This window comes from Sinisalibacter aestuarii (genome assembly GCF_027923545.1).
Taxonomy (GTDB): Bacteria; Pseudomonadota; Alphaproteobacteria; order Rhodobacterales; family Rhodobacteraceae; genus Sinisalibacter; species Sinisalibacter aestuarii.
Window position 1 is genome coordinate 196,539 of record NZ_BROH01000006.1, and the last position, 20,838, is coordinate 217,376.

Consider the following 20,838-nt stretch of genomic DNA (forward strand, 5'->3'; position numbering starts at 1 on the left):
TTGAATTTGAGGGAGTTCAAAAAAATGGCCGAAATCTCCGAAGGACCATGGAAGAACTTCGGCAATCAAAGGCTACATTTCCGTGCGACAATTTTTGGATGTGAATATCTTTGTGCGATTTCGGCACTCGCGCTTGTGGATGACTATCAGCAACCCGGCAATAGAGAATGGCTGGAAATATTTCAGGAGTTTGAGGAGGATATTCTTCGGAGGGCTGAGCAATGCTTGCCGGAAAATCCGGTTGTTGTGGATGGGCTTCCAACCGTCATTATCAAACAGGGCGATGCCTTGGGTGAGTAATCGTTGGGAGGGATTGAATGTGGTTTTTGAAAGAACCGAAGGCGCCACCTTACTGGCCAAAAGGAGTCCCTGATCACCCTGCGGAAACACCGCTTTCAGCATGGGAGAAGGCATTGTCTACCGATGAGCTATCTCGTTTTCGAAGTTGGCAGAAAGACAATCGGGCCTACGTGAAACGCAAGGCGCGACTTGAGACCTTGGACAAAGGAATCGTGGCTCTTGTCTTGTTTGGTTTAGTGTTGGCCTTGATTGCCCTGCTATCAGCGATTGGTTTCGAAGGGGGATCGAGCCTATGTCCTCCAATGTATTGTTACGACTAGACGATCCGGCAGCGTCATTAGAACGCAGTAGGGTGCGCATTCATGCGCACCAATTCGGTTCGGACAAGCGGTGCGCATGAATGCGCACCCTACCCCCTCAGGATCTTCGCCATCGCCTTGCCCTTCGCCAACTCGTCCACCAGCTTGTCGAGGTAGCGGATCTCCTGCATCAGCGGCTCTTCGATCTCCTCCACCCGCACGCCGCAGACCACGCCCTTGATCAGCGCCCGCGCCGGGTTCATCTGCGGCGCGTCTGCGAAGAAGGTCTCGAAATCGCGGCCATCGTCCAGCACTGCCGCCAGCCCGGCCTCGTCATAGCCCGTCAGCCAGTGGATGATCTCGTCCAGCTCCGCCTTGCTGCGCCCCTTGCGCTCGGCCTTGTTCACGTAATGCGGATAGACGCTGGCAAAGCTCATCGTGAATATCCGGTGCTTCGTCATGGTCCGGCCCTCCATTGGCTGCCTGCGATGATAGCCCACCGCGCGGCGCAGAACAGCCCCCGCGCGCGAAGCGCCCCGCCTGCCCCCGCCCCTCCAATACTTCACCATTGACAGAACTATCCGACTCACCCAATACTTCACCACATGGGAAACCAACAAACAGAACTCGACGCCATCTTCCACGCCCTCGGCGAACCCACCCGCCGGGCGGTGGTGCAGCGGCTCGTCCGGGGCGAAGCCTCGGTGAGCGAGCTGGCATCGCCGTTCGACATGGGCCTGCCTGCCTTCATGAAGCATCTGGGCGTGCTGGAGGCCGCCGGGCTGATCACCTCGACCAAGACCGGCCGGACCCGGATCTGCCGGATCCAGCCAGCCACCCTTTCGGCCGCCGAGAGCTGGTTCGAAGACCAGCGCATCTTTTGGCAGGCCCGCTACAAACAACTCGACGACCTGCTGGTCGCCCTTGGAGGAAAGAACGATGAAACCTGATCTGAAATTCCGGTTCCTGACCGACACGACCACCCATACCCTGCGCATCCGGCGCGAATTCGCGGCGGGGCGGGCGCTGGTCTGGGATTGCTACACGAAGTCCGAACTGCTCGAGAAATGGTTCGCGCCAACACCGCTCGTCACAAAAACCACGCATATGGATTTCAGCGAGGGCGGCTACTGGCACTACGCGATGGTCGATCCGGAAGGCACGCATTACTGGGGCCGGATGGATTATCGCGCCATCGAGCCGGTCGACCGCTACAGCTCGGTCGACAGTTTCACCGACGAGACCGGCACGCCGAACCCCGACATGCCCTCCGCCGACTGGGATGTCACCTTCGAGGACGCCGAGATCGGCACCCTGGTCTCGACCACAGTGCAATATGCCTCGGCAGAAGATCTTCAGAAGGTCATCGACATGGGGATGGAAGCTGGCCTCGCCTCGGCGCTCGAAAACCTCGACGCCCTTCTTGCCACCCTCGACAGCAAAGGATCGGCCCAATGACCGGCCAGACCATCGCCATCGACGCCACCATCGACGCGCCCCTCGACAAGGTCTGGCGCTGCTACACCGACCCGGCGCACATCACCCAGTGGAACTTCGCCGCAGACGACTGGTGCTGCCCGACCGCCTCAAACGATGTGCGCGTCGGCGGCAGATACGCCGCGCGGATGGAAGCGAAGGATGGCAGCTTCGGGTTCGACTTCGAGGCCACCTATACCGAGGTCTCGGAGCAGGAAAAGCTGAGCTATACGATGGAAGACGGCCGGACGGTGACCACCAGCTTCGAGCCGGCGGGCGCGGGCACCAGGGTGGCGACGATCTTCGAAGCGGAGGCGCAAAATCCGGTCGAGATGCAGCGCGATGGCTGGCAGGCGATCCTGAACAATTTCAAGAAACACACCGAAACGGCCTGACCACAGCCGCAGCCGCAACAAAAAAGCCCCCGCATTGGCGGGGGCTTTTCCTTGTCTCTGCCAGAGCGGCTCAGAGGCCGGTGGTCACGTCGATCGTGTTGCCTTCTTCCAGCGTCACATAGGCTTTCTTCACGTCTTTCCGCTTGCCGAGCTGGCCGCGGAAGCGCTTGACCTTGCCTTTGGTGATGGTGGTGTTGACCGCCTTCACCTTGACGCCGAACAGGGTTTCGACCGCTTCCTTGATGATCGTCTTGTTGGCCTCGGGGGCCACTTCGAAGACCACCGCGCCGTTCTCCGAGGCCATGGTGGCCTTTTCGGTGATGATCGGCTTGCGGATCACGTCGTAGAGTTTCGCCTTGTCGGTCATTTCAGTCGGGCCTCCAGAGCTTCGACACCCGCCTTCGTGATCACCAGAGTGTCACGCTTGAGGATGTCATAGACGTTGGCGCCCATCGAGGGCAGCACGTCGAGCCCGTCGATGTTGCGCGCGGCCAGGGCGAAGTTTTCGTTCACCTCGGCGCCGTCGATGATCAGCACGCGCTTCCAGCCCAGGTTTTTCACCTGCTTGGCCAGAGCCGCGGTCTTGCCTTCCGACTCGGCCGCCTCGATCACCACCAGCTCACCGGCTTTCAGCTTCGCCGAGAGGGCGTGCTTGAGGCCGAGCTTGCGGAACTTCTTCGGCAGGTCATGGGCATGGCTGCGCGGGGTCGGCCCCTTGTAGATGCCACCCTTGCGGAAGATCGGTGCGTTGCGGTCACCGTGGCGGGCGCCGCCGGTGCCTTTCTGGCGATAGATCTTCTTGGTCGAGTAGCTGGTTTCCGAGCGGGTCTTGACCTTGTGGGTGCCGGCCTGCATGCGCGCACGCTGCCAGCGGACCACGCGGTGCAGGATATCGGCACGCGGCTCAAGGCCGAACAGCGCGTCATCCAGATCCACCGAGCCGGCCTTGCCGCCGTCCAGTTTGATCACGTCGAGTTTCATTCTTCAGCGCCTCCTTCGGGGGCCTCGGCCGGGGCGTCTTCAACCACCGGAGCCGCAGCAGCAGCCGATTTCAGGGCCGCCGGGAACGGCACACCGTCCGGCAGTTTCTTCTTCACGGCGTCCTTCACGGTGACCCAGCCGCCTTTCGAGCCGGGCACGGCGCCCTTGATGAAGACAAGCCCACGCTCGGCATCGGTGCGCACCACTTCCAGGTTCTGGGTGGTGATGCGCGCGGCGCCCATATGGCCGGCCATCTTCTTGCCCTTGAACACGCGGCCCGGGTCCTGACACTGGCCGGTCGAGCCGTGCGAGCGGTGCGAGATCGACACGCCGTGCGAGGCGCGCAGACCGCCAAAATTGTGCCGCTTCATGGCACCGGCGAAGCCCTTGCCGATCGAGGTGCCGGACACGTCGACCTTTTGCCCCTCGACGAAGTGCTCGGCAGAGATTTCCTCGCCGACTTCGATCAGGTTCTCCGGGCTCACGCGGAACTCCACGAGCTTGCGCTTGGGCTCGACCTTGGCGGCGGCGAAATGGCCGCGCATGGCTTTCGAGGTGCGCTTCGCCTTGGCGGCACCGGCACCGAGCTGAACGGCGGTGTAGCCGTCTTTCTCGGCGGTGCGCTGCGACACGACCTGAAGACCTTCGAGCTGAAGGACGGTCACGGGAATCTGCTTCCCGTCATCCATGAACAGGCGGGTCATGCCCACCTTCTTAGCGAGAATACCAGAACGCATGGTTCTACCCTCCTCAGACCGAAATCTGCACGTCGACGCCGGCGGCGAGGTCGAGCTTCATCAGCGCGTCCACCGTCTGCGGGGTCGGGTCCACGATGTCGAGCAGCCGCTTATGGGTGCGGATCTCGAACTGATCGCGGGATTTCTTGTCGATATGGGGCCCACGCAGAACCGTGAACTTCTCGATCTTGTTCGGCAGCGGGATAGGACCGCGCACCTGGGCACCCGTCCGCTTGGCGGTATTCACGATTTCCGCGGTGCTGGCATCCAGCACGCGGTAATCGAACGCCTTGAGGCGGATGCGAATGTTTTGGCCTTGAAGCGCCATTGGTCTTCCTTTCGTTGAGAGGTGGAACCGGGAGACTGGCCCCCGGCCCACGTCGAACAGTTGATTACTCGACGATTTTCGAGACGACGCCGGAGCCGACGGTACGGCCGCCTTCGCGGATGGCGAAGCGCAGGCCCTCTTCCATCGCGATCGGCGCGATCAGCTCGGCCTCGAACTTCAGGTTGTCGCCCGGCATCACCATCTCGGTGCCAGACGGCAGCGTCACCGTGCCGGTCACGTCCGTCGTGCGGAAGTAGAATTGCGGACGGTAGTTCGCAAAGAACGGCGTGTGACGGCCACCCTCTTCCTTCGTCAGGATGTAGACCTCGCATTCGAACTTCGTATGCGGCGTCACCGAACCCGGCTTGCACAGAACCTGGCCGCGCTCGACCTCGTCGCGGTCGATCCCGCGCAGAAGCGCGCCGATATTGTCGCCCGCTTCACCGCGATCCAGCAGCTTGCGGAACATCTCGACGCCCGTGCAGGTCGATTTCTGCGTGTCCTTGATCCCCACGATCTCAACCTCGTCGCCGACATTGATCACGCCACGCTCCACACGGCCGGTCACAACCGTGCCGCGGCCCGAGATCGAGAACACGTCTTCGATCGGCATCAGGAACGGCTGGTCAACAGCCCGCTCCGGCGTCGGGATATACTCGTCGACCGCAGCCATCAGCTCGCGGATCGAGTTCTCGCCGATCTCCGGGTCGCGCCCTTCCAGCGCCGCAAGCGCCGAGCCCTTCACAACCGGAATATCGTCGCCCGGGTAATCGTACTCGTTCAGAAGCTCGCGGATTTCCATCTCGACCAGCTCAAGCAGCTCTTCGTCGTCAACCTGGTCGACCTTGTTCATGTAGACAACCAGCGCCGGGATGCCGACCTGACGGCCAAGCAGGATGTGCTCGCGGGTCTGCGGCATCGGGCCATCGGCGGCCGACACAACGATGATCCCGCCATCCATCTGCGCCGCACCCGTGATCATGTTCTTCACATAGTCCGCGTGGCCGGGGCAGTCGACATGCGCGTAGTGACGGTTCTCCGTCTCGTATTCCACATGCGCCGTCGAAATCGTGATCCCGCGCGCCTTCTCTTCCGGCGCACCGTCAATCTGGTCGTAGTCCTTGAACTCGCCAAAATACTTCGTGATCGCCGCCGTCAGCGTCGTCTTCCCGTGGTCAACGTGACCGATCGTGCCGATGTTCACGTGCGGTTTGTTACGTGCAAACTTTTCCTTGGCCATCTTGTCTTTCCTTTGTCTGGGCGGTGCGCATATATGCGCACCCTACGGGTGTGTGTAGGGTGCGCCTTCATGGCGCACCGCTGCTTATGCGTATTTCGCCTGGATCTCGTCCGAGATGTTCTGCGGAACCGGCTCGTAGTGGTCGAACTGCATCGTGAACTGGGCACGGCCCGACGACATCGAACGCAGCGTGTTGATGTAGCCGAACATGTTGGCCAGCGGCACGAAGGCGTTGATCGCCACCGCATTGCCGCGGGCTTCCTGACCCGACACCTGGCCACGGCGCGACGTCAGGTCGCCGATGATGTTGCCGGTATATTCTTCCGGCGTGATCACCTCGACCTTCATCATCGGCTCAAGCAGCTTCGCACCGGCCTTTTTGAGACCTTCACGCATGCACATCCGGGCGGCGATTTCGAAGGCCAGAACCGACGAGTCGACGTCGTGGAACTTGCCGTCGACCAGCGCGACCTTGAAGTCGATCACCGGGAAGCCGGCGAGCGGACCGGAATCCATGACCGACTTGATGCCCTTCTCGACGCCGGGGATGTATTCCTTCGGCACCGCGCCACCGACGATGCGGCTTTCGAACGAGTACCCCTCGCCCGGCTCGGTCGGCTGGATCTCCAGCTTCACCTCGGCGTACTGGCCCGAACCACCCGACTGCTTCTTGTGGGTATAGGTGTGCTCGATCGAGTGACCGATGGTCTCTCGGTAAGCCACCTGCGGCGCACCGATATTGGCTTCGACCTTGAACTCGCGCTTCATGCGGTCGACGAGGATGTCGAGGTGAAGTTCGCCCATGCCCTTCATGATGGTCTGGCCCGACTCGATGTCGGTCTCGACGCGGAAGGACGGGTCTTCGGCCGCGAGACGCTGCAGCGCCTGCGCCATCTTCTCCTGGTCGGCCTTCGTCTTCGGCTCGACGGCGATTTCGATCACCGGATCGGGAAAGGTCATGGTCTCCAGCACCACCGGCTTGTTGACGTCGCAAAGCGTGTCGCCGGTGGTGGTTTCCTTCAGACCCGCCAGCGCGATGATGTCGCCGGCGAAGGCTTCTTCGATCTCTTGCCGCTCGATCGCGTGCATGATCATCATCCGACCCACACGCTCACGCTTGCCTTTGGTCGAATTCATGATGCCGCTGCCCTTCTTCACCATGCCCGAGTAGATCCGGGTGAAGGTGAGCGAACCTACGAACGGGTCGTTCATAATCTTGAACGCAAGAGCCGAGAACGGTTCGTCGTCCGCAGCCGAACGCGGGATGTTGCGCTCTTCGGTCTCGTCGTCCGGCGAGAAGCCCATCAGCGTCGGAACGTCTTTCGGTCCCGGCAGGAAATCGACCACCGCGTTCAGCAGCGGCTGCACGCCCTTGTTCTTGAACGCCGAGCCGGCCAGCATCGGGAAGAAGGAGAGCGACAGAGTGCCCTTCCGGATGAGCGCGCGCAGGGTCGCCTCGTCAGGCTCATTGCCTTCGAGATAGGCTTCCATCGCGTCATCGTCCATCTCGACAGCCAGCTCGACCATGTTGGCGCGCCATTCGTCGGCCAAGTCCTGAAGCTCGGCACGGATCGGGCGACGCTCCCAGGAAGCGCCCAGGTCTTCGCCGACCCAGACCCATTCCTCCATCTTGATCAGGTCGATGATGCCTTCCAGGGTGTCCTCGGCTCCGATCGGCAGCGCGATCGGGCACGGAGTGCCACCGGTACGGTCTTTGACCATCTCGACACATTTGAAGAAATCGGCGCCGATCTTGTCCATCTTGTTGACGAAAACGAGACGCGGAACCTTGTAGCGGTCGGCCTGACGCCACACCGTCTCGGTCTGCGGTTCGACGCCGGCATTGCCGTCAAGCAGCGCAACGGCACCGTCGAGAACCGCGAGCGAACGCTCTACCTCGATGGTGAAGTCGACGTGGCCGGGCGTGTCGATGATGTTGAACCGGGTCTTGGTCTCCGACGTCCCTTCCGGAGTCGGATCCTCCTGGCGCTGCCAGAAGGTCGTCGTAGCCGCCGAGGTGATGGTGATGCCGCGCTCGGCCTCCTGCTCCATCCAGTCCATGGTGGAAGCGCCGTCGTGGGTTTCACCGATTTTGTGGTTCTTGCCCGTGTAGAACAGGATCCGCTCGGTCATCGTCGTCTTACCGGCGTCGATATGCGCCATGATGCCGAAGTTACGGTAACGTTCAAGAGGGTATTCGCGTGCCATTGGATCGGGGCCTTTTCGGGATTACCAGCGGTAGTGGCTGAACGCTTTGTTCGCGTCGGCCATCTTGTGGGTGTCTTCGCGCTTCTTCACGGCCGAGCCGCGGCCGTTGACGGCATCGAGCAGCTCGCCGGCGAGGCGTTCTTCCATCGTGTTCTCGTTGCGGGCGCGGCAGGCATTGATCAGCCAGCGGATCGCCAGCGCTTCGCGGCGCTCGGGGCGCACTTCGACCGGAACCTGGTAGGTGGCACCACCGACACGGCGCGAGCGGACCTCGACCGAGGGTTTGATGTTGTCGAGCGCTTCGTGGAAGATTTCCACCGGCGCGCGCTTCACCTTGTCTTCGACGCGGTCGAGCGCGTTGTAGACGATTTTTTCCGCGACCGACTTTTTGCCGTCGATCATCAGGTTGTTCATGAACTTGGTCAGAACCCGATCACCATATTTGGCGTCGGGCAGGACTTCGCGCTTCTCGGCGGCGTGACGACGGGACATTCCCTATCTCCTTACTTCGGACGCTTCGCGCCGTATTTCGAACGACGCTGGCGACGGTCTTTGACGCCCTGCGTATCGAGCACGCCACGCAGGATATGGTAGCGAACGCCGGGAAGGTCTTTCACACGGCCGCCGCGGATAAGCACCACCGAGTGCTCCTGCAGGTTGTGGCTCTCGCCGGGGATGTAGCTGATCACCTCGAAGCCGTTCGAGAGGCGCACCTTGGCAACCTTCCGCATGGCCGAGTTCGGCTTCTTCGGCGTCGTGGTGTAGACGCGCGTGCAAACGCCACGCTTCTGCGGGCAGGACTCCAGGTGCTGGGACTTGGAGCGTTTTACTTTGGGCTGACGCGGCTTGCGGATCAGCTGCTGGATCGTTGGCATTGGGCTTCGTTCCCCGTGTTGCAACACAATGTTCGTGGGGCGCGCGCCCCGGTTTCGTCTGTTCGCGTCCTATGCGTCCATAAAACGCAAGCTGCCGCACCCGCCCCATTCCCTTGGGGCGACGCGGTGGGTTTCCAGAGGATCGGGGCGGCTGCCCGGATCGTGTCCACTTCAACTCTGATGCAGGCGCACGGCAAAAGGCCCGTTTGCCCGGATGTGGCGGCGTATATGGGGAGTCGGAAGCCTTGTCAACAGCCCGGAGGCCGTGATTGGCGCCGGTGCGAATTGGCCTGTTCCGGCCGGCCCCGTCTGCTACCATCCGCCGAGATCAGATACCAGCGAGGCCCGCGCCGGAACATGCGCAAACTGAAGGACAGCACACTCGTCACCTCGGTCCGCAACGAGGGGCCGTTTCTGCTCGAATGGATCGCCTGGTACCGGATGCTTGGCTTTCAGAACATCCTTGTCGTGCACAACGATTGCACCGACCATTCGCCGCAATTGCTGCGCCTGCTCGAACGCCATGGCGTGCTGGTTCAGAAGAGCAACACGCCCAACCCGGACAGCCCGCCGCAGCCGCAAAACCACGCCGCCGCCGGCAAGCACCGGCTGGTGCGCCATGCCAGCTGGGTCTTTGTGGCGGATGTGGACGAATTCCTGGTGGTCCATACAGGTGACCGCTCGATCAGCGCGCTGGCCGAGGCGATCGGGGGCAAGGGCATCGGCATGGCAATCAACTGGCGGGTTTTCGGTTCGGGCGGGGCAACGGAGTGGCGCGACACGTTCGTGCATCGCCGCTTCACCCGCGCGGGCGAGGTGACGGCCCGGCAGAATTCCTGCTTCAAGACCTTCTTTCGGGACCCCGGCTCATTCGGCAAGCTGCGTGCCCACGGCCCGGCTGGCTGGCGGGGCAAGCGCTGGGGCGTGGATGACCGGCTGTTTCTGCTGGCCGATGGTGCGCCTTACGAGAGCTATCACCCCTCGCGCAATCCGCAGAACGCCACCACCCGCGACAGGATGACCAACACGCTCGCCCAGGTGAACCATTACGCCGTACAGTCGCGCGAGCAATTCACCTACAAGCAGGGCCGCCCCAGCGCCGCGATGCTGGAGGATCGCTACACCGAAGATTTCTTCCAGCGGTTCGACCGGAACGAAACGATCAACGAAGACGCGCTGGCCTATGATGATGCGTTTTTCGCGGCACATCAGAAGCTGGCGGATATTCCCGGCGTCAAACGGCTGCATCACCTGTGCTGCGCCGATTACGTCGCCGCGATGTGCCGCAAGCGGGGCGATGACCCGGCAGCCGACGCACGATACCTGATGCATATGCAAAAGGCCGACGCGCTACCGCGCCACTGACGCCCGGCGCATCCGGCGCGCCGCCAGCTCTTCGCGGTAGAGCGTGAAAATGCCCGTCGCCACCACGATGCCGGCGCCAATCAGCGTGATCCCGTCGGGCCATTCGTCGAAGACGAGCCAGCCCAGCACGAGCGCCCAGAGCAGCCCGGTATAGCGGAACGGTGCGGTGAAGCCGATCTCGCCCACCCGCATCACCGCAACGGAGGCGAGGTAACCGGCGAGAATGAACAGCCCCGCCAGAACGAGCTTGCCGCCGCTCACCGCCTCGACCGGCGCCCAGCCATCCACCAGCGTGGCCACCCCGGCGGCCAGCGTGATGACCGCCGCCCCCACCAGCGCGGCCATGACCGAAGGCGTCTCACGGCTGAGGCGGCGCGCGGCAAGGTCGCGCAGGGTGACAAAGCCCACCGCGCCAAGGCCCCAGAGCGCATAGGTGTTGAACCCATCCGCGCCCGGCCTGACGATCAGCAGCACGCCGATGAAGCCGATGGCGATGGCAAGCAGCCGCCGCCAGCCGAGCGGCTCGTGAAAGAACAGCGCGGCACCGAGCGCGACCGAGAGCGGCAGCGCCTGCAGGATCGCGGTGAGGTTGGCGAGCGGCATGTAAAACAGCGCGCCGAGAAACAGGAAGGTGGCCCCGAGATCGGCAAAGCTGCGGATCAGGATCAGCCCCCAGTCGCGCCGGGGCAGCCGCAGGCGCAGGCCGCCCATCCACCAGGCGACGCCAACCATCAGACCGGTCGAGATCAGCCCGCGCAGAAAGATCGTCTGCGCCAGCGGCAGGCTGCCGGCGAGCGATTTGATCGTGGTATCGTTGAAGGTGAAGGCGGCCATTGCGACGATCATCAGGCCCGCGCCGCGCAGGTTGTCTGACCGGATCAGGGCTTGCGTCACTCCGCCACGTCCTTCCCGGAGCCGTCCAGCACCCTGAGCGCGGCCTTGAAGGCGGGCAGGTCGATGCGGAAGCGTTTGCGCAGGATCTGGCGAAGTTCGGCTGGATCTTTCTTGATCTTCCAGTTTTCCGACACTTTGCCGCTGTCATTGCCGTCATGGGCACCGCGCACCCACATGAAAGCCGAGGGGAAGGTGACCGCCGCCATCTGCTGCCAGATGACATGGTGATAGAAGTCGAGCACGTAATTGCCATCACCCGGGCGGGTGCAGACGGCGAAACCCGCACCGAGGAAGGAATGGTAAAGCGGCACCGGCGTCAGCGTGCCGGTCTTCTCGTGCAGGTTGATGCCCCGGTTATAGTCCAGCGCCATCAGCCCCCTGTCCTTGAACACGCCCCTGGTCTTGCGGAAATCGCGCCGCAGCCGCTGGACGAAATCCACCGCGACGCCATCGTCATCGTCCTGACGGAACTGGATCACCGCCTCGGCGTCCGGGTCGATATGCTTTGCCATCGCGTCGGCGCAGGCCTGGCGGTGGTGGATCGGCGGGGCATATTCGATCACCATCTGCGGGATCCGCGCCGCATGAGCCTCCATCCGCGCGCGCCAGGGCTCGGGCAGGTCTTCGCCCAGCAACAGGATATAGGTGAAGGCAGGATCTTTCTGGGCCTCGATGCCGGGCAGGTTCACATGTTCGAACCAGGCGAAACGCTGATCGAGCCGCCTCGGATCATACAGAAAGGCCCGGCGCTCCTCGATCGTCTCGTGCTCGGTCTGGAAGGCGCCGGATGACGGCACGGAAAACCGGCACAGGCCGATGACCTGCACCCCTTTGACCGTGCTCTCGGATGGTTGTCTGCCCTGTGCCGCCATGGCCGCACTCTGCCTTACGGGAGAGATGCCGGAAAGCGCTTTCTTGTTAACCTTTTGCCGCAGCGGGGCCGCAACGGAGCGCATAAACGCGAAACCCCCGCCGGGTGGCGAGGGCTTCAATCTCAGATCGTCCGGGCCGGATCAGGGCTGCTCGTCGCCACCCGTTTCCGGGGTTTCGACAAGGCCCAGATCTTCGCTGCCGCCACCGAAGATATCGTCGACGGAAACATCCATCGCATCGGCGGGCGCAGCCAGCGCGGCGGCGGCTTCGCCCTCCGCACGGGCTTGCTCGATCACCTTGCGATCGCGCTCCTGGGCGATGTGGCGCGTCTTCATCGTCGCCCCGCCGGTGCCGGCCGGGATCAGGCGGCCGACGATGACGTTTTCCTTGAGGCCCACCAGCTTGTCGCGCTTGCCCTGAACCGAAGCTTCGGTGAGCACGCGGGTGGTCTCCTGGAACGATGCCGCCGAGATGAACGACCGGGTCTGCAGCGAGGCCTTGGTGATCCCCAGCAGGATTGGCGCGCCCTCGGCGGCACGGCCACCCTTGGCGAGCGCCTTTTCGTTGGCGGCGTCGAATTCGGCCTTGTCGACATGTTCGCCCTTGAGCAGCGTCGTGTCGCCGGAATCCGCGATCTCCCACTTCTGCAGCATCTGGCGAACGATCACCTCGATGTGCTTGTCGTTGATCTTCACGCCCTGCAGCCGGTACACGTCCTGCACCTCGTCGATCATGTAATCGGCAAGCGCCTCGACACCCATGATCTGCAGGATGTCATGCGGCGCCGGGTTGCCGTCCATGATGTAATCGCCCTTCTGGACGAAATCGCCTTCGACCACCGGGATGTGCTTGCCCTTCGGCACCATGTATTCCACGGCATCCAGGCTTTCATCCGCCGGCTCGATGGCGATACGGCGCTTGTTCTTGTAGTCCTTGCCGAAGCGCACATAGCCGTCGATCTCGGCGATGATGGCGTGATCCTTCGGACGGCGTGCCTCGAAGAGTTCGGCCACACGCGGCAGACCGCCGGTGATGTCCTTCGTCTTCGCGCCTTCGCGCGGGATACGCGCGACAACGTCGCCGGCCTGAACCTTGGCACCGTCTTCGACCGAAAGGATCGCATCCACCGACATCGGGTAGGTGATCGGGTTGCCGGCGTCGTTGCGCACCGGCTCGCCGTCTTCGCCCGCCAGGATGACCTCGGGCTTGAGATCCGACCCTTTCGGGGCCGACCGCCAGTCCGACACGATCTTCTGGGTCATGCCCGTGGCATCGTCGGTCTCGTCGCGGACGGAGACGCCCGAGATCAGGTCGACAAAGCGCACGGAGCCATCGGCTTCGGCGATGATCGGCAGGGTATAGGGATCCCATTCGAACAGCTTGTCGCCACGTTTGACCTCGGCCTTGTCCGCCACGAAGAGCTTCGCGCCGTAACCCGGCTTGAAGCTCGACCGCTCCTGGCCGTTGGCGTCCATGATCGCCACCACCATGTTGCGGCCCATGACGATCTGCTCGCCCGCCGCATTTGCGATCAGGTTCGCGTTGCGCAGCTCGATCTTGCCGTCGCCATTGGCTTCCTGGAACGATTGCTGACCGCCCTGGGCGATACCGCCGATGTGGAAGGTCCGCATGGTGAGCTGGGTGCCCGGCTCACCGATCGACTGGGCGGCGATGATGCCGACCGCTTCGCCGACATTGACCATCGTACCGCGGGCAAGGTCGCGCCCGTAGCACATGGCGCACACGCCCTCTTCCGCCTCACAGGTAAGCGGCGAGCGCATCCGGATGGAGGCAACGCCCGCATCCTCGATCGCGTCGGCCTTGCGCTCGTCGATCAGCTCGTTCTTGGCAACCAGCACCTCGCCGGTGGCGGGGTGCAGCACGTCCTCGGCCGAAACCCGGCCCAGGATGCGCTCGCCGAGCGAGGCCACCACTTCACCGTCGTTGACCGCCGGTTCCGCCGTGATCGCGTTCTCGGTGCCGCAATCGTGCTGGCGCACGATGCAGTCCTGCGCCACGTCGACGAGGCGGCGGGTGAGATAGCCCGAGTTGGCGGTCTTGAGCGCGGTATCGGCCAGACCCTTCCGGGCGCCGTGGGTCGAGTTGAAGTACTCGAGCACGGTCAGGCCTTCCTTGAAGTTCGAGATGATCGGCGTTTCGATGATCTCGCCCGAGGGCTTGGCCATCAGGCCGCGCATCCCGCCGAGCTGCTTCATCTGCGCCGGCGAACCCCGCGCACCGGAATGCGACATCATGTAGACCGAGTTGGGCTCCTTCTCGGCGCCGGCATCGTCGAAACGCACGGCGGAGATCTCGCCCATCATCGCATCGGCGACGCTGTCGGAGCATTTCGACCAGGCGTCGACCACCTTGTTGTACTTCTCGCCAAGGGTGATCAGGCCGTCCATGTACTGCTGTTCGTACTCTTTGACCTGTTCGCGCACGCCATCGACGATCTCCCACTTGTTATCGGGGATCACCATGTCGTCCTTGCCGAAGGAAATGCCGGCCTTGAAGGCTTCCTTGAAGCCGAGCGACATGATCTGGTCACAGAAGATGACGCTCTCTTTCTGGCCGCAATAGCGGTAGACGGTGTCGATGACCTGCTGCACTTCCTTCTTGCGCAGCAGGCGGTTGACCAGCTCGAACGGCGCTTTGGCATTGAGCGGCAGCAGGTGGCCGAGGCGCACGCGGCCCGGCGTGGTTTCAAACCGCTGCCACACCTCGTTGCCTTCCTCGTCGATCTGCTTCACCCGCGCCTGGATCTTGGCGTGGAGATGCACTTCGCCCGAGTTCAGCGCGTGTTCGATCTCTTCGATCGACGAGAACACCATGCCCTCGCCCTTCATGCCCTCGCGCTGCATCGTAATATAGTAAAGGCCCAGGATCATATCCTGCGACGGCACGATGATCGGCGCGCCGTTGGCGGGCGACAGCACGTTGTTGGTCGACATCATCAGCACGCGCGCTTCAAGCTGGGCTTCCAGCGAAAGCGGCACGTGGACGGCCATCTGGTCGCCGTCGAAGTCGGCGTTGAAGGCCGAGCAGACCAGCGGGTGAAGCTGGATCGCCTTGCCCTCGATCAGCGTGGGCTCGAACGCCTGGATGCCGAGGCGGTGCAGCGTCGGCGCGCGGTTCAGCAGAACCGGGTGCTCGCGGATCACCTCATCGAGGATATCCCACACTTCCGGGCGTTCTTTCTCGACCAGTTTTTTCGCCTGTTTCACCGTCGACGAGAGGCCCTTGGCCTCAAGCCGCGAGTAGATGAACGGCTTGAACAGCTCCAGCGCCATCTTCTTGGGCAAGCCGCACTGGTGCAGTTTGAGTTCCGGCCCGGTCACGATGACCGAACGGCCCGAGAAGTCCACCCGCTTGCCCAGAAGGTTCTGGCGGAAGCGGCCCTGCTTGCCTTTCAGCATGTCCGACAGCGATTTCAGCGGGCGCTTGTTGGCGCCGGTGATCACGCGGCCACGGCGGCCGTTGTCGAACAGCGCATCGACCGATTCCTGCAGCATCCGCTTTTCGTTACGCACGATGATATCGGGCGCGCGCAGCTCGATCAGGCGCTTGAGGCGGTTGTTGCGGTTGATCACGCGGCGGTACAGGTCGTTGAGGTCCGAGGTCGCGAAGCGGCCACCGTCGAGCGGCACCAGCGGGCGCAGTTCGGGCGGGATGACCGGGATCACGGTGAGGATCATCCATTCCGGGCGGTTGCCGGATTCGATGAAGCTCTCGACGATCTTCAGGCGCTTGATGATCTTCTTCGGCTTCAGCTCGCCGGTGGCCTCCGCCAGATCGGCGCGCAGTTGCTCGGCCTCGGCTTCGAGGTCGATCTGGGCGAGCATCTCGCGGATCGCTTCGGCGCCGATATTGGCGGTGAAGGCATCCATGCCGTAGAGGTCCTGCGCGTCGAGGAATTCCTCTTCGGTCATGAGCTGGCCATAGCTGAGATCGGTCAGCCCCGGTTCGATCACGACATAGTTTTCGAAGTAGAGAATGCGCTCAAGATCACGCAGCGTCATGTCGAGCATGAGGCCGATGCGGCTGGGCAGCGACTTCAGGAACCAGATATGCGCGACCGGCGCGGCCAGTTCGATATGGCCCATCCGCTCGCGGCGCACTTTCTGGAGGGTGACTTCAACACCGCATTTTTCGCAGACGACGCCGCGATATTTCATGCGCTTGTATTTGCCGCAAAGGCATTCGTAATCCTTGATCGGCCCGAAGATACGAGCGCAGAACAACCCGTCGCGCTCGGGCTTGAAGGTCCGGTAGTTGATCGTTTCCGGCTTCTTGATCTCGCCATAGGACCACGAAAGGATCCGCTCCGGCGAGGCCAGCGATACCTTGATCTCGTCGAAGATCTTCGGCGACGCGAGCGGGTTGAACGGGTTGGTGGTCAGTTCCTGGTTCATTTTGAATTCCTCAAATCTGTGCGGTGCGAGGTGGGGTCGGTGCGCATGAATGCGCACCCTACCCGGTCGTAGGGTGTGCCTTCAGGCGCACCTATTCCTCATCCTCCGCATCCAGGAGTTCCATATTGAGGCCGAGGCCCCGCACTTCCTTGACGAGCACGTTGAAGCTTTCCGGCACGCCGGCTTCGAAGTTGTCCTCGCCCTTGACGATCGACTCGTAGACCTTGGTCCGGCCTGCCACGTCGTCCGACTTGACGGTGAGCATCTCCTGCAGCGTGTAGGCGGCGCCATAGGCTTCCAGCGCCCAGACCTCCATTTCGCCGAAACGCTGGCCGCCGAACTGGGCCTTGCCGCCCAGCGGCTGCTGCGTGACGAGCGAGTACGGGCCGGTCGAACGGGCGTGGATCTTGTCGTCCACCAGGTGGTGCAGCTTGAGGAGGTACTTCACCCCCACCGTCACCGGACGGGCGAATTGCTCGCCGGAGCGGCCATCAAACAGAACCGACTGGCCGGAGGTATCGAAGCCCGCGCGCGTCAGCGCGTCGTTCACGTCAGCCTCCTTGGCGCCGTCGAAGACCGGGGTCGCGATCGGCACGCCGCGGGTGACGTTCTCGGCGGCTTCGACCAGCACGGTCTCGTCCATCCCCGAGATGCCTTCTTCGTAGACATCGTCGCCATAGGCGTGGCTCATCGCCTCGCGCACCGGGGTCAGATCGCCGGTGCGGCGGTAATCGGCCAGCGCATCGTCGATCCGCAGGCCCAGACCGCGCGCGGCCCAGCCCATATGGGTTTCGAGGATCTGGCCGACGTTCATCCGGCTCGGCACGCCGAGCGGGTTAAGGCAGAAGTCGACCGGGGTGCCATCGGCGAGGAAGGGCATGTCTTCCATCGGCACGACCTTCGAGATCACGCCCTTGTTGCCGTGGCGGCCGGCCATCTTGTCGCCCGGCTGCAGCTTGCGCTTCACCGCGACGAAGACCTTGACCATCTTCATCACGCCCGGCGGCAGATCGTCGCCCCGGCGCACCTTCTCGACCTTGTCTTCGAAGCGGTGCTCCAGCGCGCGTTTCTGCGCCTCGTACTGGGCGTGCAGCGCCTCGACCTGGGCGGCGTCGGCCTCGTCTTCGAGGGCGAGCTGCCACCACTGGCCACGGCTCAGTTGATCGTCGAGCAGGCCCGCGTCGATCTGGGTGCCGGACTTCACGCCCTTCGGCCCCTTCACCGCGGTCTTGCCTTCGATCATGCCGCGCAGACGGGCGTAGATGTTGCGATCGAGGATCGCCATCTCGTCGTCGCGGTCACGCGCGAGGCGTTCGACCTCTTCACGCTCGATCTGCAGGGCGCGTTCGTCCTTGTCGACGCCGTGGCGGTTGAACACGCGCACTTCGACGACGGTGCCGAAATCGCCCGGCTTCACCCGCAGCGAGGTATCGCGCACGTCCGACGCCTTTTCGCCGAAGATGGCGCGCAGAAGCTTTTCTTCCGGCGTCATCGGGCTTTCGCCCTTCGGCGTGATCTTACCCACGAGAATGTCGCCCGGCTCCACATCGGCGCCGATATAGACGATGCCCGCTTCGTCGAGGTTGCGCAGGGCTTCCTCGCCAACGTTCGGGATGTCGCGGGTGATCTCTTCCGGCCCGAGCTTGGTGTCGCGGGCGGCGACTTCGAATTCCTCGATATGGATCGAGGTAAACACGTCATCCCGCGCGATCCGCTCGGAGATCAGGATCGAGTCTTCGTAGTTGTAGCCGTTCCACGGCATGAAGGCGACGATCACGTTCTTGCCGAGCGCCAGTTCGCCCAGATCGGTCGAGGGACCATCGGCGATCACTTCGCCCTTGCCCACTTCCTGCCCCACCTTCACCAGCGGACGCTGGTTGATGCAGGTGTTCTGGTTCGAGCGCTGGAACTTGCGCAGGCGGTAGATATCGACGCCCGGATCGCCCGGCAGCAGATCCTCGGTGGCGCGCACAACGATCCGGGTGGCGTCCACCTGGTCGATCACACCGCCGCGGCGGGCCTGGATGGCGGCGCCGGAATCGATCGCCACCTTGGCTTCGATGCCGGTGCCGACCAGCGGCGCCTCGGCTTGCAGAAGCGGCACGGCCTGACGTTGCATGTTCGACCCCATCAGCGCGCGGTTCGCGTCGTCGTTCTCAAGGAACGGGATCAGCGAGGCGGCGACCGAGACGAGCTGCTTCGGCGACACGTCGATCAGGTCGACGTTTTCGCGCGGCGCCATGGTGTATTCGCCCGACTGGCGGGTGTTCACCAGATCGTTCTCGAAGCGGCCCTGGGCATCGAGATGCGCGTTGGCCTGGGCCACGGTGTGGCGCATTTCCTCGGTGGCCGACATGTATTGCACATCGTCGGTCACCTGCCCGTCCACCACCTTGCGGTAGGGGGTTTCGATGAAGCCGTATTTGTTCACGCGGGCGAAGGTGGCCAGCGAGTTGATCAGGCCGATATTCGGGCCTTCCGGCGTTTCGATCGGGCACATCCGACCGTAATGGGTCGGGTGCACGTCGCGCACTTCAAAGCCGGCACGCTCGCGGGTCAGGCCGCCCGGCCCAAGCGCCGAGAGGCGGCGTTTGTGGGTGACTTCCGAGAGCGGGTTGGTCTGGTCCATGAACTGCGAGAGCTGCGACGAGCCGAAGAACTCGCGCACCGCCGCGGCGGCGGGCTTGGCGTTGATCAGATCCTGCGGCATCACCGTGTCGATCTCGACCGACGACATGCGCTCCTTGATGGCGCGCTCCATGCGCAAGAGGCCGACGCGATACTGGTTTTCCATCAACTCGCCCACCGAACGCACCCGGCGGTTGCCGAGATGGTCGATGTCGTCCACTTCGCCCTTGCCGTCGCGCAGCTCGACGAGGCCCTTCACACAGGCCACGATGTCTTCCTTGCGCAGCGTGCGCTGGGTGTCTTCGGCATCGAGATCGAGGCGCATGTTCATCTTCACCCGGCCCACGGCCGAGAGATCGTAGCGCTCGCTGTCGAAGAACAGGCTGTCGAACAGGGCCGAGGCGGCCTCGACGGTGGGCGGCTCGCCCGGGCGCATCACGCGGTAGATATCCATGAGCGCGGTGTCGCGGCCCATGTTCTTGTCCGCCGCCATCGTGTTGCGGATGTAGGGGCCAACGTTGATGTTGTCGATGTCGAGCACCGGAATCTCGGTCACGCCCGCGTCGATCAGCTCTTTCAGGCTGCCGCCGGTGACGTTGCCGTCCTTGTCGGTTTCCCAGGTGAGCTCATCGCCGGCTTCCACGTAGATGGCGCCGGTTTCCTCGTTGATGATGTCTTTCGCCACGTAGCGGCCGACGATCTGGCTGAAGGGCACGAGCAGCTCGGTGATCTTGGCGTCGTCGATGATCTTCTTCACCGCGCGGGGGGTGACCTTCTTGCCCGCCTCGGCGATGACTTCGCCGGTCTTGGCGTCGACAAGGTCGATCGTCGGGCGGGTGCCGCGCACGCGCTCGGGGAAGAACTTGGTGACCCAGCCCTTGTCCTTCTTCAGTTTGAAATCGACGGTTTCGTAATAGGCATCCATGATGCCTTCCTGGTCCAGCCCGAGGGCGTAGAGCAGGGTCGTCACCGGCAGTTTGCGGCGGCGGTCGATGCGCGCGAAGACGATGTCTTTCGCGTCGAACTCGAAGTCGAGCCAGGAGCCGCGATAGGGGATGATGCGGCAGGCGAAGAGCAGCTTGCCCGACGAGTGGGTCTTGCCCTTGTCATGGTCGAAGAACACGCCCGGGCTGCGGTGCATCTGCGAAACGATGACGCGCTCGGTGCCGTTGACGATGAAGGTGCCGTTCTGGGTCATGAGCGGCATGTCACCCATGAACACGTCCTGCTCCTTGATGTCCTTCACGGACTTGGCGCCGGTATCCTCGTCCACATCGAACACGATCAGCCGCAGGGTAACCTTCAGCGGGGCCGAATAGGTCATGTCGCGCTGCTGGCATTCCTCAACGTCGTATTTCGGGGCTTCGAGCTCGTATTTCACGAATTCGAGCACCGCGGTCTCGTTGAAATCCTTGATCGGGAAGACCGACTGGAAAACGCCCTTGATGCCTTCGCCATCCGACGGCTCGGGAGCATCGCCGGAGTTCAGGAACAGGTCATAAGAGCTTTTCTGCACCTCGATGAGGTTCGGCATCTCCAGGACTTCGCGGATCTTGCCGTAGTATTTGCGAAGACGTTTCTGGCCGAGGTAGGACTGCGCCATAAGGTGTGCACCTTTCTTTTCTCACTGATGCGCAAGACCGCCGGGCCTCGGCTCGCGCACCGCTCGAAACAGGGGGTTCGGATCCATACCAGGAGACCCTCCCACAGGTCTCCGCCCGATCCTTGAACCGCGCCTAGGGAAAGGCTTCTCGAAAAGCCCTTTCCAAGACAGGTTCGGCTGGACCCGGATTTCTCCGGGCCCAGCCACAATTTCACGGAGCC

Annotated in this window: 19 protein-coding genes; 6 read left to right on the top strand and 13 right to left on the bottom strand. The window is 63.0% G+C overall.

Translation table 11 applies throughout. The features are described from left to right. The first annotated feature begins 24 nt into the window (after positions 1-24). Both QMG28_RS11930 and QMG28_RS11935 read left to right on the top strand, forming a co-directional pair. Complete coding sequence (locus QMG28_RS11930; RefSeq protein WP_281842531.1) at positions 25-300, top strand: DUF1488 family protein; 276 nt, start codon at positions 25-27, stop codon at positions 298-300. A 17-nt stretch (positions 301-317) separates the two neighbouring features. Next, positions 318-620: a hypothetical protein gene (locus QMG28_RS11935; RefSeq protein ID WP_281842532.1), complete on the top strand. Its 303-nt coding sequence runs from the start codon at positions 318-320 to the stop codon at positions 618-620. Positions 621-709: 89 nt separating this feature from the next. Here the strand turns inward: QMG28_RS11935 and QMG28_RS11940 are convergent, their stop codons facing one another. Further along, positions 710-1,060, bottom strand: coding sequence for a DUF2200 domain-containing protein (locus QMG28_RS11940; protein ID WP_281842533.1), 351 nt, complete (start codon positions 1,058-1,060; stop codon positions 710-712). A 144-nt stretch (positions 1,061-1,204) separates the two neighbouring features. On the opposite strand from QMG28_RS11940, the gene QMG28_RS11945 reads away from it, so the two are divergent. The 3 genes from QMG28_RS11945 to QMG28_RS11955 are packed head-to-tail and all read left to right on the top strand — an operon-like array spanning position 1,205 to position 2,470. After that, positions 1,205-1,549, top strand: coding sequence for an ArsR/SmtB family transcription factor (locus tag QMG28_RS11945; RefSeq protein WP_281842534.1), 345 nt, complete (start codon positions 1,205-1,207; stop codon positions 1,547-1,549). Beyond that, positions 1,539-2,057: an SRPBCC family protein gene (locus QMG28_RS11950; RefSeq protein ID WP_281842535.1), complete on the top strand. Its 519-nt coding sequence runs from the start codon at positions 1,539-1,541 to the stop codon at positions 2,055-2,057. Before QMG28_RS11945 ends, QMG28_RS11950 begins: the two co-directional genes overlap by 11 nt. Next, a complete protein-coding gene (locus QMG28_RS11955; protein WP_281842536.1) occupies positions 2,054-2,470 on the top strand; it encodes an SRPBCC family protein in 417 nt (138 codons plus the stop codon). Before QMG28_RS11950 ends, QMG28_RS11955 begins: the two co-directional genes overlap by 4 nt. A 70-nt stretch (positions 2,471-2,540) precedes the next feature. On the opposite strand, the gene QMG28_RS11960 is transcribed toward QMG28_RS11955, so the two are convergent. From QMG28_RS11960 to rpsL, 8 genes are all read right to left on the bottom strand, one after another. Beyond that, positions 2,541-2,837: a 50S ribosomal protein L23 gene (locus QMG28_RS11960; RefSeq protein WP_281842537.1), complete on the bottom strand. Its 297-nt coding sequence runs from the start codon at positions 2,835-2,837 to the stop codon at positions 2,541-2,543. Then, positions 2,834-3,451, bottom strand: coding sequence for a 50S ribosomal protein L4 (rplD, locus tag QMG28_RS11965; RefSeq protein ID WP_281842538.1), 618 nt, complete (start codon positions 3,449-3,451; stop codon positions 2,834-2,836). Before rplD ends, QMG28_RS11960 begins: the two co-directional genes overlap by 4 nt. Then, positions 3,448-4,188, bottom strand: coding sequence for a 50S ribosomal protein L3 (gene rplC / locus QMG28_RS11970; RefSeq protein ID WP_281842539.1), 741 nt, complete (start codon positions 4,186-4,188; stop codon positions 3,448-3,450). Before rplC ends, rplD begins: the two co-directional genes overlap by 4 nt. A 13-nt stretch (positions 4,189-4,201) precedes the next feature. Then, positions 4,202-4,516, bottom strand: coding sequence for a 30S ribosomal protein S10 (gene rpsJ, locus QMG28_RS11975; RefSeq protein ID WP_281842540.1), 315 nt, complete (start codon positions 4,514-4,516; stop codon positions 4,202-4,204). A gap of 64 nt (positions 4,517-4,580) precedes the next feature. Further along, on the bottom strand, positions 4,581-5,756 hold the full coding sequence (gene tuf, locus QMG28_RS11980; protein ID WP_281842541.1) for an elongation factor Tu: 1,176 nt from the start codon (positions 5,754-5,756) through the stop codon (positions 4,581-4,583). An 84-nt stretch (positions 5,757-5,840) separates the two neighbouring features. Next, positions 5,841-7,964 carry an elongation factor G gene (fusA, locus tag QMG28_RS11985; RefSeq protein ID WP_281842542.1) on the bottom strand — a complete coding sequence of 708 codons (2,124 nt, stop codon included), beginning with the start codon at positions 7,962-7,964 and terminating at the stop codon, positions 5,841-5,843. Positions 7,965-7,985: 21 nt separating this feature from the next. After that, a complete protein-coding gene (gene rpsG / locus QMG28_RS11990; protein WP_281842543.1) occupies positions 7,986-8,456 on the bottom strand; it encodes a 30S ribosomal protein S7 in 471 nt (156 codons plus the stop codon). An 11-nt stretch (positions 8,457-8,467) separates the two neighbouring features. Beyond that, on the bottom strand, positions 8,468-8,839 hold the full coding sequence (rpsL, locus tag QMG28_RS11995; protein ID WP_281842544.1) for a 30S ribosomal protein S12: 372 nt from the start codon (positions 8,837-8,839) through the stop codon (positions 8,468-8,470). A 357-nt stretch (positions 8,840-9,196) separates the two neighbouring features. Here rpsL and QMG28_RS12000 point away from each other — a divergent pair, with 357 nt between their 5' ends. After that, positions 9,197-10,204: a glycosyltransferase family 2 protein gene (locus QMG28_RS12000; protein WP_281842545.1), complete on the top strand. Its 1,008-nt coding sequence runs from the start codon at positions 9,197-9,199 to the stop codon at positions 10,202-10,204. Here QMG28_RS12000 and QMG28_RS12005 read toward each other — a convergent pair. From QMG28_RS12005 to rpoB, 4 genes are all read right to left on the bottom strand, one after another. Continuing rightward, positions 10,190-11,098 (bottom strand): DMT family transporter, encoded by a 909-nt coding sequence (locus tag QMG28_RS12005; protein WP_281842546.1) that lies wholly within the window; start codon positions 11,096-11,098, stop codon positions 10,190-10,192. The genes QMG28_RS12000 and QMG28_RS12005 overlap by 15 nt on opposite strands. Next, entirely contained in the window at positions 11,095-11,970 is an 876-nt protein-coding gene (locus QMG28_RS12010; protein WP_281842547.1) for a putative rhamnosyl transferase, read from the bottom strand. The genes QMG28_RS12005 and QMG28_RS12010 overlap by 4 nt, the downstream gene beginning before the upstream one ends. A gap of 141 nt (positions 11,971-12,111) precedes the next feature. Then, complete coding sequence (gene rpoC / locus QMG28_RS12015; RefSeq protein WP_281842548.1) at positions 12,112-16,386, bottom strand: DNA-directed RNA polymerase subunit beta'; 4,275 nt, start codon at positions 16,384-16,386, stop codon at positions 12,112-12,114. A 91-nt stretch (positions 16,387-16,477) separates the two neighbouring features. Beyond that, the gene (rpoB, locus tag QMG28_RS12020) at positions 16,478-20,617 is read right to left on the bottom strand and encodes a DNA-directed RNA polymerase subunit beta (protein ID WP_281842549.1); all 4,140 of its coding nucleotides are present in this window, start codon (positions 20,615-20,617) and stop codon (positions 16,478-16,480) included. Positions 20,618-20,838 lie beyond the last annotated feature (221 nt).